Raw genomic sequence first — 17,336 nt, forward strand, 5'->3', positions numbered from 1 at the left:
TTATATGTGATTTTAGTTAGTAAGAATTTGTATTTTTGTGAAAAAGAAGATAATGTTTAATAGAGAAAAAATATTGGAAGTTTGTGAAAAAATGTCTCAAAATACATTAATGCAAACTTTAGAAATTGAATATATAGATGCTGGAGAAGATTTTTTAACAGCAAAAATGCCAGTAAATCCAAGAGTACATCAACCTATGGGATTACTTCATGGAGGAGCAAGTGTAGCTCTTGCAGAAAGTGTAGGTAGTGCTGCTTCAGTGATGTTTATTGATTCAGCAACACAAGAAGTTAGAGGTATTGAAATAAGCGCAAATCATTTAAAAAGTAAAAAAGAAGGAACTGTTTTTGCAACAGCTAAAATTATCCATAAAGGAAGAAGTATTCATTTGTGGGAAATTAAAATTACGGATGAAGAAGGTAGTTTAATTTCACTTTGTAAATTAACCAATATGGTTTTGTCAAGAAAATAATTATAATGCAGAGGATTTTATACGAAGCGAAAACGCAAATTAAAAAAGAATTACCTTTTGTTTTATATGCAAATCCTAATTCTAATAAATTAAATGCTTATTTTCAAAAAAATGATGAATTAGAAGTTTTTAAAGGACAATCTGGATTTGTTTTTGCTCCATTTTCTAATACTGAATCATACATTATTAGTCTTAGCAATAGTAATTTTCTTTCGGAATCTATTGAAGAAATTGAAATTGAAAATATCTTACTTGATATAAGTATTGATCAAAAAGCTAAAAAAAACTTTGAAGATTTAGTTAATAAAGGAATTGTAGAAATTAATAATAATCTTTTTGAAAAAGTAGTTTTATCAAGAAAAGTAGTAGTTCCTGTAAAAATGGATTTTGAAGCTACTTTTTTAAGATTATTACAGAGCTATAACACTGCTTTTAGGTATCTTTTTTATCATCCAAAAATTGGAATGTGGATGGGAGCAACACCAGAACAATTACTTAAAGTAGAAGGGGACAAGATAAGTACAGTTGCATTAGCAGGAACACAGTTGTACAAAGATTCATTAATATGGGAAGAAAAAGAATTGCAAGAACAACAATTTGTGAGCGATTTTATTATTCATGAAATTACACCTTTTGTAAAGAATATTACAATTTCCGAACCTTTTACGGCAAAAGCAGGAACACTAGCACATATTAAAACAACGATAAGTGCTTATTTAAAAGAAAAAGAATCTGCGAATAAATTATTATTTCAAATACACCCAACACCAGCAGTATGCGGATTACCTAAAAAAGAAGCAATGGCTTTTGTGTTGCAAAATGAAGGATATGATAGAAAATTTTACTCTGGTTTTTTAGGAGAGTGGAATATTAAGGATGAATCCAATTTGTTTGTTAATTTAAGATGTATGGAAGTTGAAGAAGAGAAAATTAACCTATATGTAGGATGTGGAATTACAAAAGATAGTAATCCAGAAAAAGAATTTTTTGAAACAGAAAATAAATTAGTTACAATGCTAAAAATAATAAAAGTATAACATGAAAATAGATATTTTAGCTTTTGGAGCCCATCCAGACGACGTTGAATTAGGTTGTTCAGGTACTATTGCAAAAGAAGTTTCTTTAGGTAAAAAAGTAGGAATTATAGATTTAACTAGAGGAGAACTTGGCACTAGAGGTTCGGCCGAAATTAGAGACGAAGAAGCAGCAGCAGCAGCAAAAATACTAGGCGTTACAATAAGAGAAAATTTGAAATTTAGAGATGGCTTTTTTGTTAATGATGAAAAACATCAATTAGAAGTTATAAAAAAAATACGAAAATATAAACCAGAAATTGTATTGTGTAATGCAATTGAAGATCGTCATATAGACCATGGTAAAGGAAGTAAATTAGTAAGTGATGCTTGTTTTCTTTCTGGCTTACCGAAAATTGAAACTATAGATGAAGAAGGTAATAAACAGGAATCTTGGAGACCAAAGCGAGTATATCATTATATACAATGGCAAAATATTGAACCAGACTTTGTTTTTGATATCTCAGGATTTATGGATAAGAAGATGGATTCGGTTTTAGCCTATAGTTCACAATTCTATGATCCAAAATCTAATGAACCAATTACTCCAATTACATCTAAAAACTTCTTAGATAGTATAAAATATCGCGCACAAGACCTTGGAAGATTAGTAGGAGTAGATTGCGCTGAAGGATTTACTGTAGAAAGGTATTTGGCAATCAATAGTTTAGAAAATTTAATATAATTTTTTTATTTTTTATTTGCAGAATCAAAGTTTTGCTGTATATTTGCACTCGTTAAACAAATGGTGATTGTAGCTCAGTTGGTTAGAGCATCGGTTTGTGGTACCGAGGGTCGTGGGTTCGAGCCCCATCATTCACCCTAAAATAAAAAAGTGTTGAAGTAATTCAACACTTTTTTTAGTTTATAGCAATTTGAATTACCATTATAATTCCAATGAATAAGATTAAAACCAAAGAAGTTTGTTTGAATCGTTCTTGTGGTATAAACTGTAAAATGTATTTTCCAATATAAGTACCAATTAATCCAATTATTAGTAAAAAGGGAACATAGATTAAATCGTGTTGGTGTATAAATCCGTTTTTGAAATAAACAATAGTACGTGTAAAATCAATAGCAAAATCGATAGCTGCAGAAGTAGCAATAAAAACGGTTTTTTCTAAATTAAAAGCTGCCATTGTAATACCTCTAATAGCTCCACCAGTTCCTAATAAGCCTGCTGTAAAACCAGATAAAACTCCACCTGTAATAGATTGCTTTGGTCCAGGTTTAATAACCAATTCTTTTTTTATTAGAAATAACAAACTAAAACCTATTAAGAAAATAGCTAAAATGATTTTTAAAACATAAGAATCCAAATAGTTAGATAATATACCTCCAAGAATAACAAAAAGAACAGAAGGAACACCTATATATAACAATAATTTTTTATCCAATCCTTTTCGGAAAAGTGCAATTTTACTTAAATTACTAGATAAATGAAAAATAGCAGTTAAGCCTAATACCGTTTGAAAATCGAAGAAAAAACTGGAAATAGGAACAAAGAATACAGAAGAACCAAAACCACCAATTGTTCCGATAACTTCTGCTATTAGTGCAAAAAATAAAAAGAGATAATTGATTCTTTCAAACATAGATTCTTTTTTTTCAAATATAAATAAAAAAAACTCCTGAACATCAGGAGTTTTATAAATGTATTTTCTAATGCAAAATTATAATTTATGCATATTTTGAGATAAAGTCTCAATGAATTTACTAATAGGTCCTTTAATCATCATTGCCATCATAGGGTTAAACTGACCTTCAAAAAGAAGCTGTACTTCACTTTTATTCTCTTCTAAAGAAATAATATTACCAGTTAAAGTAAAAGGTAACTTATCACTTGCAGCACCTAAAACTACTTTTGAATTTGGAGTTTGTTCTTTCATTTTTAATTTTATCTCTGGCATACCTTTTAGACCAAAAATGAAAGCATCTTCACCTAATACTTCAAATTTTGAAATAGTATCAGGCATTAACTTTTCAAAATTTTTAACATCAGTTAAAGCAGTGAATAAATATTCAGAAGATTTATCAACGGTTACTTTTGGGCTTTCTAAATTCATTTTATAGTTATATTTTATATATTATATTTCAACTTTCCAAGTAGAAGGGCTTTTTCTCCATTCTTGTAAATTTATTATTTCATCTTGATCGATATATTTTTTAGTAACAGCTTGTTTTAATAAATTTTCATAATCACTTAATGTGAATAAGTCAATGTTTTCTTCTTTAAAACGATTAATAGAAATATCAAACCCATATGTAAAAATAGCAGCCATTCCTTTTATAATAGCCCCTTCATTTTTAAGAGCTTCAACGGCCAATAAACTACTACCACCAGTACTAATCAAGTCTTCTACCACTACAACACTTTGTCCTTTTTGTAAAAAACCTTCAATTTGATTTTGACGACCGTGTTTTTTAGGTTCAGGTCTTACATATACAAATGGCAATCCCATATACTCAGCAACAAGTATGCCAATACCTATTGCTCCTGTGGCAACACCAGCAATGACATCAGGTTTTCCAAATTTTTTCTCAATATTCTTTGCAAATTCTTCTCTTATGAAATTCCTAACAGGTGGAAATGAGAGAACTATCCTATTATCACAATATATTGGAGACTTCCATCCAGAAGCCCATGTAAAAGGATTTTTAGAATTTAATTTAATTGCGTTTATTTGTAAAAGCAATTCAGCTGTTTTTTCGGCGGTGTTGTTATTAAAAATCATATTGCAAATGTATAAAGTTTTTGTGAACGATAAACCACTTTTTTTGACAAATAAAGTTCAAAAAGAGGTCAACTTTCAAATTTTTCTTTTAGAAAGTATTGATATTAAAAAGTTAATTGTAAAAATGTTTCAAAATAAAATTGAAAAAGCTTTTCTATATCATCCAGATGAAAAATTGATAATGAAGACATTAAAAGCTAAAATTCCAGTTGTAAAAGCAGGAGGAGGTTTAGTTTATAATGAAAAAGGTGAAGTATTGTTTATTTTTAGAAATGGAAAATGGGATCTTCCTAAAGGAGGAACTGAAAAAAATGAAACAATTGAAGAAACTGCAATGAGAGAAGTGGAAGAGGAAACAGGTGTTTCAGGGTTGTCAGTTGTAAAAAAACTCGAAAAAACATACCATGTTTTCAAACGAAACGGACATTATAAATTAAAACAAACCTATTGGTTTGAAATGAAATCTACCTTTAAAGGTCTACCTAAAGGACAAGAAGACGAGGGAATTGAAAAAGTTGAATGGGTAGAACCAGAAAGGATTCCTGAATTATTAGAGAATTCTTATGAAAATATCAAGTTATTATTTGAAAAAGAAAACGTATAATATTTAGTTAGTAAAAAACTAAGGATTCTTAAGATATGATTAAGTTTCACTATTACAAGTTAGATTATTAAATCAAATAGATAAAAAATATTTATATTTGCCTACATGAAATGGTTAAACATCATATTATCTATCTACCTTATTATTTTGTCATGTATGCCTTGTACTGATGATGTAGTTAGTGCTGATGTTTCAAATTCTTCTCATTCTGAGTTAGCTTTAAATCATGAAAACCACTCACATGATGATAAAGAAGACACTTGTCCACCATTTTGTATTTGCAACTGTTGTGGAATACAAGTTATGACTTATTCAACTATTGTAACATTTGATTTTCCTTTTACATTTAAAATAATACAGCCTAAACATACTTTCTATAAATCAACACTATCTTCTAGTTTTTTTGGAAGTATTTGGCAACCACCTCAATTAGTATAATGAAATCCGAATAAGTTCGGATACTATCATTTGGCCTTTAAAGAAAATGTAAAGGCAATTAACTTATTATTTTCATTCATTATACTAAAAAATGTTAGATAAAATCATTCATTTTAGTATCAATAATAAATTTATTATTGGACTATTTACATTTATTTTAGTCATTGTAGGAGTATATTCAACCTATACTTTACCAATTGACGCCTTACCAGATATTACAAATAATCAGGTACAAATAATTACGACTTCACCTACATTAGCTACACAGGAAGTAGAACAATTCATAACCTATCCAATTGAACAATCGGTAAAATCTATTCCAAAGGTTATTGAATTGCGTTCAATAAGTCGTTTTGGATTAAGTGTAGTTACCGTTGTTTTTGAAGAAAGTGCAGATATATATTGGGCAAGAGCTCAAATTTCAGAACGGATTAAGGAAGCTGAAAATGTTATTCCAGGAAATTTAGGAACTCCTGAAATGGCTCCAGTATCTACAGGCTTAGGCGAAATTTATCAATATGTTGTTTTTGCAGAAAAAGAGTATGAAGATAAAATAGATATTACACAATTGAGAACTATTCAAGATTGGATTATAAAACCACAACTTATAGGAACAAAAGGTGTTGCTGAAGTAAATACTTTAGGCGGAAATTTAAAACAGTATGAAATTGCCGTTCAACCAGATAAGTTGAAAAGTATGAATACTACAATTACTGAAATTTTTGATGCTTTAGAAAGTAATAATGAAAATACTGGTGGAGCATATATTGATAAAAAACCATATGCCTATTTCATTCGTGGAATAGGAATGGTAAACAGTATAGAAGATATTGAAAAAATAGTAGTTAAAATTCAAAATGGAATTCCAGTTTTAATTCGTGATGTTGCTAAAGTTCAAATAGGAAGTAGTATTCGTTATGGAGCAGTTACAAAAGATGGAAAAGGAGAAGATGTTTCTGGTATGGTAATGATGCTAAAGGGAGAGAATAGTGGGGAAGTGGTAAAATTGGTAAAAGATAAAATAGAGAAAATCAGAAAAACATTGCCTGAAGGTGTTGTTGTTGAACCATTTTTAGATAGAACTGTTTTAGTTGATAATGCCATTGGTACTGTTCAAAAAAATTTAATTGAAGGAGCTTTAATTGTTATTTTCATTTTAGTCTTATTATTAGGTAATTGGAGAGCAGGATTAGTAGTAGCTTCAGTAATTCCACTTGCATTATTATTTGCCATTTCAATGATGAAGCTTTTTGGAGTAAGTGGTAATTTAATGAGTCTTGGCGCAATCGATTTTGGACTTATTGTAGATGGAGCTGTTATTATTGTAGAAGCTATAATTCATCGATTACAGATAGGTAAAAAAGGAAAACTCTCCAAGCAAGAAATGAATGATGAAGTATATCAAGCTTCTTCAAAAATTAGAAGTAGTGCTGCATTTGGAGAAATTATTATTCTAATTGTTTACCTACCTATTCTAGCATTAGTAGGAATAGAAGGTAAAATGTTTGGACCAATGGCTCAAACAGTCTCTTTTGCGATTTTAGGTGCTTTTATTTTGTCTTTAACTTATGTTCCTATGATGTCTGCTTTAGTGCTTAAAAAGCAAACAGGACATAAGAAAAATTTTAGCGATAAAATTATTGAAAAAATTCACAATATTTATGAACCTATTTTAGAAAAAGCATTAAAAATTAAGGTTGTAATTATATCTGTAGCTGTAGGGTTGTTTGCAATTTCGTTATTTATTTTTAATACTTTAGGAGGTGAGTTTATTCCAACATTAGATGAAGGAAATATTGCAACACATGTAATTATTGCTTCTGGTAGTTCACTGTCACAAGAAATTGAAACAACTACAAAAGCAGAACAGATTTTAAAAGCCAGATTTCCTGAAATAAAAATGATTGTTTCTAAAATTGGTTCAGCAGAAATCCCTACAGATCCAATGCCTATTGAAGCAGCCGATATGATGATTATCTTAAAAGATAAAGATGAATGGACTTCAGCAGAAACAAAAGAAGAGTTAATGGAAAAAATGGAACATGCTTTAGATGAAATTCCAGGTGTATTTACCGAATTTTCTCAACCTATTCAAATGCGTTTTAATGAATTAATGACTGGAGTAAGAAGTGATGTTGCTGTTAAAATATTTGGAGAAGATATTGACATGCTTGTTAGTAAAGGAGATGAAGTTGTGCAACTTATTAAAGATATTAAAGGAGTAACAGGAGTAAAAGCCGAACGTGTTGCAGGTTTGCCCCAAATTACAATTCGATATAATAAAGATAAAATGGCAGCTTATGGCTTAAATGTTAATGATTTAAACAGAGTTGTAAGAATGGGATTTGCAGGAGAAAAAGCAGGAGTTGTCTATGAAGGAGAAAAACGTTTTGATTTAGTAGTTCGATTAGAAAGTAATAATAGAAGTGATATTTCAAATTTACAATCACTTTTTGTTACATTACCATCAGGAAACCAAATCCCTTTAAATCAGGTTGCAGAAGTAAACTATGAAGATGGACCTATGCAGATTTCTCGTGAAGATGGAAAACGTAGAATTGTTGTAGGCTTCAACGTTCGTGGTGCAGATGTTAAAACAGTAGTTGAAAAAATTCAAGCTAAATTAGATACGAGTTTAAAATTACCAGATGGTTATTATACAACATACGGAGGACAGTTTGAAAATTTAGTTCAAGCAAATAAAAGACTTTCTATTGCAGTACCAATTGCATTAGGATTAATATTGGTCTTGCTATACTTTACTTTTAAATCAATGAAGCAATCTTTATTAATTTTCACAGCTATTCCGTTATCAGCTATTGGTGGTGTATTTGCACTTTGGTTAAGAGGAATGCCTTTTAGTATTTCAGCAGGAGTAGGATTTATTGCCCTTTTTGGTGTTGCAGTTTTAAATGGAATAGTATTAATAGGATATTTTAATCAGTTAAAACAGGAAGGAATGGATAATATTTATGATAGAATTAAAGAAGGAACAAAAGTAAGGTTACGTCCAGTAATTTTGACTGCTGCGGTTGCATCATTAGGATTTTTACCAATGGCAATAAGTAGTAGTGCTGGAGCAGAAGTTCAAAAACCATTAGCAACAGTTGTTATTGGAGGACTTTTGACAGCTACATTATTAACCTTAATTGTGCTTCCTATTCTGTATTATTATTTAGAAAATGGAATAAAAAAATCAATTGGTATAAATACTAAAATTATTCCTATTGTTATACTTAGCTTGTGGTCAATGAATAGCAATGCACAATCTACACAAGAATTGGATATAAACAAAGCAATTGAATTAGGACTAAAAAATAATCAAAATGTTCAAGCTTCTGTTTTAGAATCTAAAATGGCAGAACAGTTAACAAAATCAGCATTTGAGTTACCTAAAACAGATATTTCAGGAACTTTTGGGCAAATTAATACATATTCTAATGATAAAAACTTCAGTATTAGTCAAAGTATTAATCCTTTTCAAATAGGAGCGAAGAAGAAACTGCTAAAAGAAAATAGTAATGCAAGTCAAAACAAATTAGGAATTGCAAAGCAAGAAATGATATTTAGTATTAGACAATCTTGGAATGAGATGCTATTTTTTCAAAAACAAAAAACATTACTTGAAGAACAAAATATTGTAATGCAAAAATTTGTAAAAGCGGCATCACTCAAATATTCAACAGGAGAAACAAATGCACTAGAAAAAAATATAGCAATAGCAAAACAGCAAGAATTAGAACAAAAGATAAAACAAAATAATACCCAAATTTCCATTGAAAAATCAAAACTAAAAATGTTAATGAATTTGGAAACAGATTTTGTAGCTGTTGATACTTCTTTTTTAGTATTACCAATAATTATATTAAAAGATAGCACTTATTTTGAAAGTAACCCTTCATTGCAATTAGCAAACAATCAAATTAAAATAGCAGAAGCAAATCATAAGCTTGAAAAATCAGCTTTGTATCCTGAATTTAGCGCGGGCTATTTTATGCAATCTATGGTTGGTAATCAAGAAGTTAATGGACAAACCGTTAATTATGGAAACAACTTAGACTTTAAAGGGTTTTCAGTAGGAATTGCACTACCCATTTTTGTAGGAAGTACTGTTGCAAAATCAAAAGCAACCAAAACAAGTATTGAAGTTGAACAGAAAAACTTTGAATACCTTCAAGAGCAAATAAAAAGTCAATATGACCAGCAAATGGAACAATTAAATACTTATAAATCATTAACAGATTATTATAGTACCATTGCCATTCCAAATGCAAACGATATTATTAAAAATGCTTCAAAAGGATATCAAAATGGAGCAATATCTTATGTTGAATATGTTAATAGTTTAGAAACAGCTTTACAAATTCAATTAAATAATACAGAAGCTGTTCGTAATTATAATCAAACTGTGATTAACTTACAATATTTAATCAATCAATAACATTAGAAATGAAAAAATCAAAAATCATATATATAATACTTGCTATTGCTACACTTGCTATAATTCTTTATTTTGCTTTTCGTCATACTGAAAATGACGGACATAATCATGATGGGCATAGCCATGATGAAACAGAAACTTTAGCAGAAGAGTCAGTATCAAATATTAAAGAAGTAGAACTAAATGAAGCTCAATTTAAAGCTGCAAATATTGAATTAGGAACTTTTTCTTTAAAAAATTTAAGTGAAGTAATTAATGCTAATGGATATACAAAATTGCCTCCACAAAATCAAGCAGATGTCTCAGTTCATACCACAGGAATCGTAAAATCAATTTTAATAGAAGAAGGGCAATATGTAAAAAAAGGGCAAACAATAATAACTATTGAAAGTCCAGAATTTACAAAGTTGCAAGAAGCGTATCTTACTTCAAAGAGCAATTTAGAATTTTTAAAATTAGAATTTGAAAGACAAAAAACATTGAATGATGAAGAAGTGAATTCTAAAAAAGTATTTCAAAAAACAAAAGCAGATTATGAAATAGAAAAAGCTCGTTTTAGCTCTTTGCAAAAACAACTCAATGTATTTAATATTAACGCAAGCGGACAAACTACTTCAGTTGTAAGCGTTGTTGCACCTATTTCAGGTTATGTAACCGAAATATATATTAAAATAGGTAGTAATGTGGAAATAGGAAAACCATTATTATCTATTGTAGATAATTCAAAATTACATGTTGACTTATTAGTCTATGAAAAAGATTTATATAAAGTAAAAGAAGGACAACAAGTACGATTTATATTAACAAATCAAGATAATGCTGAGGTTAAAGGAAAAATTTTTAGTGTAGGAAAAGCATTTGAAAATGATACCAAATCAATAGCGGTTCATGCCGATATTATTAATAAAGAACAAAGACTTATTTCAGGAATGTATGTAAATGCTTTAATAGATATTGGAACCAATGCAGTAAGTGCTTTACCAATTGATGCTATAGTAAAAGCCGATGGTAAAGAATTTATTTTTATTTTAGAGGAAAATATAGATGAATCAACCAAAAAAGAAAAAACGTTTCATTTTCAACGAATAGAAGTGAAAACAGGAACAAACCAATTAGGTTATGTACAAGCATCATTATTGCAAAAAGTAGATAAAAATGCAAAAATAGCTCTTAAAGGAGCTTATTATATTCAAAGTCACTTAATCAAAAATGAAGGTGGTGGAGGACATTCACATTAAGAACACTAAATATATTTATAAATTTTTAAAGACAAGAAAAATGAGAAAATCAATTGCAATTATGGTATTTGCTGTTGCAACATTATCAATGACATCATGTAAAAATGAAGAAAAGAAAGTAGAAACAACAGAAGATCACACAGGTCATGATCACACAGAAGGAGAGATGCACCTTGCCCATTATGTATGTCCTATGGATTGTGAAAAAGGGAAAGTTTATGAAGAAAAAGGAGCTTGCCCTGTTTGCAAAATGGATTTGGTTGAAGTAGAAAAAAATACTGAAGGACATAATCATTCTGAAGAAGGTCACGAAGGACATAATCATTAATAATAATGCACTTGGAATTACTTTTTAATTCCAAGTGCTATTTTAAACCTAAATTATTATGATTTCAAACAATATTAATTCCACTGATTGTTGTTCAAATGAAACAAAAGTAAATCATAATCATAAAGAAGAAAGCGATCATAATCATGATCATTCAAATGGTAATGAGAGCACTTTTAAAATGTTTTTGCCAGCAATAGTTTCATTTGTATTACTTATAATAGGAATATGTTTTGATAATTATTTTCCTCAGTCATGGTTTTCTGGCTGGACAAGAATACTATGGTATAGTATTGCTTATTTACCCGTTGGATTTCCTGTACTAAAAGAAGCTTTAATTAGTATAAAAAAAGGAGATGTGTTTTCAGAATTTTTTCTAATGTCGATTGCAACACTTGGAGCTTTTGCAATAGAAGAATATCCTGAAGGGGTTGCAGTTATGCTTTTTTATACTGTTGGAGAAGTATTTCAAAGTTTAGCTATTACTAGAGCTAAAACAAATATAAAAAGCTTATTAGATCAACGTCCAGATGAGGTTACTATTTTAGATGAAAACAATAAAACTACAACGGTAAAATCAGAAACTGTAAAAATCGGACAAATCATCCAATTAAAACCAGGAGAAAAAGTAGGATTAGATGGCGTTTTAATATCAGAATTAGCTTCCTTTAATACTGCTGCTTTAACAGGAGAGAGTAAACCTGATACTAAAAAGAAAGAAGATATTGTATTAGCAGGAATGATAAATCTAAATACTGTTTCTCAAATAAAAGTGACAACAGCTTATTCAGATAGTAAATTATCTAAAATTTTAGAAATGGTTCAAGATGCTTCTTCTAGAAAAGCACCAACGGAATTATTCATAAGAAAGTTTGCTAAAATTTATACTCCAATTGTGGTTGTTTTAGCCATTTTAATATGCTTGTTGCCTATTTTATTTGTTCAAGACTATATCTTTAGTCAATGGTTATATAGAGCTTTAGTCTTTTTAGTAATTTCTTGCCCTTGTGCTTTGGTAATTAGTATTCCATTAGGTTATTTTGGAGGAATTGGAGCAGCAAGTAAAAACGGTATTCTAGTGAAAGGAAGCAACTTCTTAGACATTTTGGCTACAATTCAAAATGTGGTTATGGATAAAACAGGAACCATGACAGAAGGCGTTTTTAAAGTTCAAGAAGTTGTTTTAAAATCAGAATCTAATAAAAATGAAATTTTACAAATAGTAAATACATTAGAAAATCATAGTACACATCCTGTTGCCACAGCTATTCATGAATTTGTTGGAGAAATAGATACGACTATACAACTTGAAAATGTAGAAGAAATCGCAGGTCATGGTTTAAAAGCAACTATTAATAACAAAGAAATATTAGTTGGTAATTTTAAATTAATGGATAAATTTTCTATTTCTTATGATATTGATCCAGCGAGTATTGTATATACCACTATTGCTATTGCTTATGGTAATGAATTTATAGGATATATAACTATTGCCGATAGTATAAAAGAAGATGCTTCATCTACAATTAATAAGCTTGAGACATTAGGAATAAAATCAACTATGTTAAGTGGCGATAAAAGTTCAGTTGTACAATTTGTAGCCAAAACATTAAACATTAAAAATGCCTTTGGAGATTTATTACCAGAAGATAAAGTAAATAAAGTTAAAGAAATTATTGCAAAGAACGAAACAGTAGCTTTTGTAGGGGATGGAGTAAATGATGCACCAGTAGTAGCTTTAAGTAATGTAGGAATTGCAATGGGAGGATTAGGAAGTGATGCTACAATTGAAACAGCAGATATAGTCATTCAAGATGATAAACCAAGTAAAATACCAATGGCTATTGCTATAGGAAAACAAACTAAAAAAATTGTTTGGCAAAATATTATTTTAGCATTTGGAGTTAAAGCAATTGTTCTAGTTTTAGGAGCTGGTGGTTTAGCAACTATGTGGGAAGCTGTTTTTGCGGATGTAGGTGTTGCTTTATTAGCTATTTTAAATGCAGTTAGAATTCAAAGAATGAAATTTTAAATTATATAAGCCTCAGGTATAAAAATCTGAGGCTTATAATAATATTTTTAACTATTTTATTCTATAAACAGGATATTGCAAGTGGGCTTTTTCATAATATGGAGAATGTTTATAAACCCAATCTAATTGAGCTGTTCCGTTTTCAGCAAAAGCCTTGTCAGTTTGTTTTTTAGCGTCGAATTCGGCTTTTATAGTAGGGTTTTTATCTAAAAAAGCTTTCGCTAAATCTTCAAAAACATAGGCTGAAAAATATTCTTTTTGCTGTAAAATAGGGTCAAAGAAATTCCAGTTGAAATAACTATCAATCGCTTCAGGTTCTAATGTTTCAAGTAAATATTTAACTCCTTTTTGTTGCGTTTTAATTAAAAAATCACCTTTTCTAAAGGCTATTTTTTCTATAGATTTAGAAACTTTAGTATTATAATGACCGTAGTGACCTTCATAAGAGTATCTTGAAGTTTCATAAGCCGTTATTTTATAGCTTTCTACTTCTATTATAGTATCATTTGAAAGGGCTTTCATTTCTATAGCATTCAATTTTAATAAATCTAAAATGGGCCATTGTGATTTTGAAACCACATAATATTCAGGAATTACGACTTCTTTCGTAGCTTTATAATCATTATAAAAAGGTATTTTTTTAGTAAAAGGCTGTTTTTTATCATAATATAAACGATTTTTACCTGATATTTCACTAGGTTTATAATCACCTTTGTATCCTTTAAATTCAATCTTAGAAACTTTGCTAGAATCAATTTCCCATTGTAATGGATATTTCATTCCAACTTTATAGTTCTTCAGGTTTTCCGATTTTAGTTTTTTTATTTTTTGATAATTAGCATCTACATAATTAACTGTACTAACCATATACTCATACGTAACATGAACTCTATCTTTATACGGTTTTAACATGTGTGTTTCTGGAACAGAACCAAGCGAATTAAACAAAGTTGTATAGCCTGTTGCATAGCGTGGAGAGTCCATAAACTGAGCAAAACCATCATCTGGTTTATCACCATGAACATTAACATAAGGAACACTTTCTATTTTTTTCTTTTTCAAATCTTTCATGATACTTGGATGCATTTCATTTTTATAAAATTCTCCCAATTTCCCGCCTAAACGTTCATGCTGAGTAGCAATACAAGTAAATGTGTATTGATAGTCAGCACCATTAGAAACATGATTGTCAATAAACATATCTGGATTAACTAAATGAAAAATCTCTTGAAAACTTCTCGAATTTTTAGAATCTGATTTTATAAAATCTCTATTTAAATCATAGTTACGAGCATTTCCTCTAAATCCATATTCTTCAGGTCCATTTTGATTGGCTCTCGAATGTGAATTACGGTTCAAACTTCCTCCAATATTATAAACAGGAATAGTTACAATAATAGTGTTTTTAGGTACTTTTATTTTAGCAGTTGCTAAATCTCTGAAATACATCATTGTAGCATCAATACCATCTGGTTCACCAGGATGAATACCATTATTAATTAAAATAACAGCTTTATTTTGATAATAATCAAAACTAGTATTTTGTGAGAAAGTAACAATATGTAAAGGTTCTCCACTGTCTGTTAAACCCATTTCTTCTATCTGAATAGTATTAAATAGGCTAGCTAAAGTCTTATAATAAGCAATACAATCTTCATAAGTAGTAGATTGATTTCCATTTCCATTTTCGAAAGGAGTTTGTAAATTTTGTGCTATAATTAAAGATGAGGTTAAGAGAAAGAATAGTAGTTTTTTCATGTAGTTTTATTTTTTAATATTTTTCTAGCTTTTTAGTAAAAAATAAAGTTACACTAAAAAACGATATTTTAATTTTTGCATTAAACTATTTTAGTCAAACTAAAAAAAGTTTATATTTCTTATATTATATAAGTAAGAAATGTATTTTTATTGTTTAGATTTGTTTATTAATTTAATTTTAATTTTATGTTTAAAGACAAGTTTAGAAAAGAATCATTCAAAAATGAAGATTTTGAAGTAATCACAGTGCAACAAGCCCGTTCAATAGTTGGTGGAGCATGTTCAGTTTTAGAATCATGTACTACATATAATGGTTCGTGTCCACACCTTACTTCATGTGGGACTTATAGTAGTAAAGAGATCACTGATCCAGGGACCCCTATTGAACCTTAATTTATTTTAGAGGAGACGTTTTAGAACTACTCCTCTAAATTTATTTACTGAATTTGTATTGTAAAACTTTAAATTAGATTAATGAAATTTTCAAAATACCATATTGCTACTGACGAATTAAGTGAAGTAGATATGAAGAATAAACGTATTATATTCTCTACTCGTTCATCTACTTCAATTTTAGTAGAAGAAGAATTATATCAAAAGGCTATTACAAATGATTTTTCGGGGATGAATAAAAAAATTTTTAACACATTAGTTGAAAAAGAATTTATAATACCTGTAGATGAAAATGAATTCAATTATGTAATTAGTACAAATAAGGAAGCAAGGGATAAGGTTAATTTTCTATCGATGACTATCCAACCAACAGCTAATTGTCAATTAGGTTGTCATTATTGCGGGCAAACACATTCTAAAGATACTGCGAATGAGAATGTCATTAATAAATATGTTGAAAGAATAGAAAATGTGTTTTCAAAAAATGAAGTTTACAATGGTCTTTCAATTACATGGTATGGAGGAGAACCATTAATGGGATATTCTTCAATAATAAAAGCATCAAAAAAAATGATTGAAGTATGTAAAGTAAGAAACTTTACATATATTTCAAATATGATAACCAATGGTCTTAGTCTAAAACCTAAGTTATTTGAACAATTAGTTAGAGAATGTAATATAACAGATTATCAGATCACATTAGATGGTACTTCTGAAAGTCATGATACAAGAAGAATAACAAAAAAAGGTGAGCCTACTTTTGATCTTATAATGAAAAATATTGTTGATGTTACTAGTACAGAGACTTATTCAAATTATAAGTGTAATATTTCTATAAGGGTAAACATTGATAAAACTAATTATCAATATGTTGATCCTTTAATAGAATTGATTAAAGAACTTGGATTACAAGATAAAATATCAATTTATTTTGCACCTATAACTGATTTTGGAGGTAATGATGCTGGTAAAGAATCTCTTTCTCTTGATTTCTTTGCACAGAAAGAAATAGAATGGTTATTTAAATGTTATGAATATAAGATTCGTATTAATAATATTTTACCTCAAAGATCGTATAGTGTTTGTATGGTTCAAAATAAAAATGATGAAGTTTGGGATGCTTATGGAAATATATATGCTTGCTGGGAGTTTCCATACTCTGAATATGCTAAAGGAGATAGTTTAATAGGAAATTTATTTGATACTGAAGAAACTTATAATAAAAATGCAACATTACGTAATTGGGATGATGTTTTAGATTCTGGAAAAACTTGGTGTAAAACATGTAATCATTTACCTGTATGTGGAGGCGGATGCCCTAAACTTTGGCATGAAGGAACCCCTGCTTGCCCTACATTTAAGTCTAATTATAAAGATAGATTACTATTAGATTATTTCATAAAAAAAAATGAAAAAAAATGAAACTTAATTATATTAAATGATTGATGTTTTAAAATTAAAACTAAATTATTGAGGAGGCTATAGGGATACTATCAAGTACTGATTTTTGTATAAAATTAGTACTTGATTAATTAAAGATGAAAAATAGTGTTACATTTTTTTATCCATGGTATAAAGCTTGCTAAAGCTTTCAAGAATAAGATCATTTTATACAAGGTCAAAGATTCTTTTATCATTAAATGTTTGTGTTAAATTTGAATTAAATATTATTTTTGATTGAGTATATTCAAAAACGGTTACATTTTTATTTAGCCATGAAACAATAATAGAATCATTTTGGGCATAAAAAATATTGATAAAGAAACTTTTTCACTGTGATTATTTTCTCAAATGTAAGGAAAAAATACATTCTTCAATTAATTG

The 17,336-nt window shown here is 28.9% G+C and carries 15 protein-coding genes and 1 tRNA gene; 12 read left to right on the forward strand and 4 right to left on the reverse strand.

Annotated features, from left to right (window positions below; genetic code table 11):
* Nucleotides 1–52 precede the first annotated feature (52 nt).
* From LXD69_RS13075 to LXD69_RS13090, 4 genes are all read left to right on the forward strand, one after another.
* Nucleotides 53–472, forward strand: coding sequence for a PaaI family thioesterase (locus LXD69_RS13075; RefSeq protein ID WP_369793048.1), 420 nt, complete (start codon nt 53–55; stop codon nt 470–472).
* Nucleotides 473–477: 5 nt separating this feature from the next.
* On the forward strand, nt 478–1,509 hold the full coding sequence (locus tag LXD69_RS13080) for an isochorismate synthase (RefSeq protein WP_246915737.1): 1,032 nt from the start codon (nt 478–480) through the stop codon (nt 1,507–1,509).
* Nucleotide 1,510: 1 nt separating this feature from the next.
* Entirely contained in the window at nt 1,511–2,230 is a 720-nt protein-coding gene (gene bshB1, locus LXD69_RS13085) for a bacillithiol biosynthesis deacetylase BshB1 (RefSeq protein ID WP_045966949.1), read from the forward strand.
* A gap of 62 nt (nt 2,231–2,292) precedes the next feature.
* Nucleotides 2,293–2,368 (forward strand) — tRNA-His (locus tag LXD69_RS13090).
* A gap of 37 nt (nt 2,369–2,405) precedes the next feature.
* On the opposite strand, the gene LXD69_RS13095 is transcribed toward LXD69_RS13090, so the two are convergent.
* The 3 genes from LXD69_RS13095 to pyrE all read right to left on the reverse strand — a co-directional run bounded on the left by LXD69_RS13095 (nt 2,406) and on the right by pyrE (nt 4,280).
* Nucleotides 2,406–3,140 carry a sulfite exporter TauE/SafE family protein gene (locus LXD69_RS13095; RefSeq protein ID WP_246915738.1) on the reverse strand — a complete coding sequence of 245 codons (735 nt, stop codon included), beginning with the start codon at nt 3,138–3,140 and terminating at the stop codon, nt 2,406–2,408.
* 78 nt (nt 3,141–3,218) lie between these two features.
* Nucleotides 3,219–3,611 (reverse strand): hypothetical protein, encoded by a 393-nt coding sequence (locus LXD69_RS13100; protein WP_045966953.1) that lies wholly within the window; start codon nt 3,609–3,611, stop codon nt 3,219–3,221.
* A 21-nt stretch (nt 3,612–3,632) separates the two neighbouring features.
* Nucleotides 3,633–4,280: an orotate phosphoribosyltransferase gene (gene pyrE / locus LXD69_RS13105; RefSeq protein WP_045966955.1), complete on the reverse strand. Its 648-nt coding sequence runs from the start codon at nt 4,278–4,280 to the stop codon at nt 3,633–3,635.
* A 7-nt stretch (nt 4,281–4,287) separates the two neighbouring features.
* Here pyrE and LXD69_RS13110 point away from each other — a divergent pair, with 7 nt between their 5' ends.
* From LXD69_RS13110 to LXD69_RS13135, 6 genes are all read left to right on the forward strand, one after another.
* Nucleotides 4,288–4,884 (forward strand): NUDIX hydrolase, encoded by a 597-nt coding sequence (locus LXD69_RS13110; protein WP_045967456.1) that lies wholly within the window; start codon nt 4,288–4,290, stop codon nt 4,882–4,884.
* Nucleotides 4,885–4,989: 105 nt separating this feature from the next.
* Nucleotides 4,990–5,322: a DUF6660 family protein gene (locus LXD69_RS13115; protein WP_045966957.1), complete on the forward strand. Its 333-nt coding sequence runs from the start codon at nt 4,990–4,992 to the stop codon at nt 5,320–5,322.
* Nucleotides 5,323–5,413: 91 nt separating this feature from the next.
* On the forward strand, nt 5,414–9,763 hold the full coding sequence (locus LXD69_RS13120) for a CusA/CzcA family heavy metal efflux RND transporter (protein WP_246915739.1): 4,350 nt from the start codon (nt 5,414–5,416) through the stop codon (nt 9,761–9,763).
* Between the two features lie 8 nt (nt 9,764–9,771).
* Nucleotides 9,772–11,001 (forward strand): efflux RND transporter periplasmic adaptor subunit, encoded by a 1,230-nt coding sequence (locus LXD69_RS13125; RefSeq protein ID WP_045966961.1) that lies wholly within the window; start codon nt 9,772–9,774, stop codon nt 10,999–11,001.
* Between the two features lie 40 nt (nt 11,002–11,041).
* Nucleotides 11,042–11,329, forward strand: coding sequence for a heavy metal-binding domain-containing protein (locus LXD69_RS13130; RefSeq protein WP_246915740.1), 288 nt, complete (start codon nt 11,042–11,044; stop codon nt 11,327–11,329).
* Between the two features lie 58 nt (nt 11,330–11,387).
* The gene (locus LXD69_RS13135) at nt 11,388–13,361 is read left to right on the forward strand and encodes a heavy metal translocating P-type ATPase (protein WP_246915741.1); all 1,974 of its coding nucleotides are present in this window, start codon (nt 11,388–11,390) and stop codon (nt 13,359–13,361) included.
* Nucleotides 13,362–13,412: 51 nt separating this feature from the next.
* Here LXD69_RS13135 and LXD69_RS13140 read toward each other — a convergent pair whose 3' ends face one another.
* The gene (locus LXD69_RS13140; protein WP_246915742.1) at nt 13,413–15,119 is read right to left on the reverse strand and encodes a M14 family metallopeptidase; all 1,707 of its coding nucleotides are present in this window, start codon (nt 15,117–15,119) and stop codon (nt 13,413–13,415) included.
* A gap of 186 nt (nt 15,120–15,305) precedes the next feature.
* On the opposite strand from LXD69_RS13140, the gene LXD69_RS13145 reads away from it, so the two are divergent.
* On the forward strand, nt 15,306–15,512 hold the full coding sequence (locus tag LXD69_RS13145; protein ID WP_246915743.1) for a hypothetical protein: 207 nt from the start codon (nt 15,306–15,308) through the stop codon (nt 15,510–15,512).
* An 81-nt stretch (nt 15,513–15,593) separates the two neighbouring features.
* A complete protein-coding gene (locus LXD69_RS13150; RefSeq protein WP_246915744.1) occupies nt 15,594–16,934 on the forward strand; it encodes a radical SAM/SPASM domain-containing protein in 1,341 nt (446 codons plus the stop codon).
* The last annotated feature ends 402 nt before the right edge of the window (nt 16,935–17,336 follow it).

The organism is Flavobacterium sediminilitoris, assembly GCF_023008245.1.
GTDB classification, from domain to species: domain Bacteria; phylum Bacteroidota; class Bacteroidia; order Flavobacteriales; family Flavobacteriaceae; genus Flavobacterium; species Flavobacterium sediminilitoris.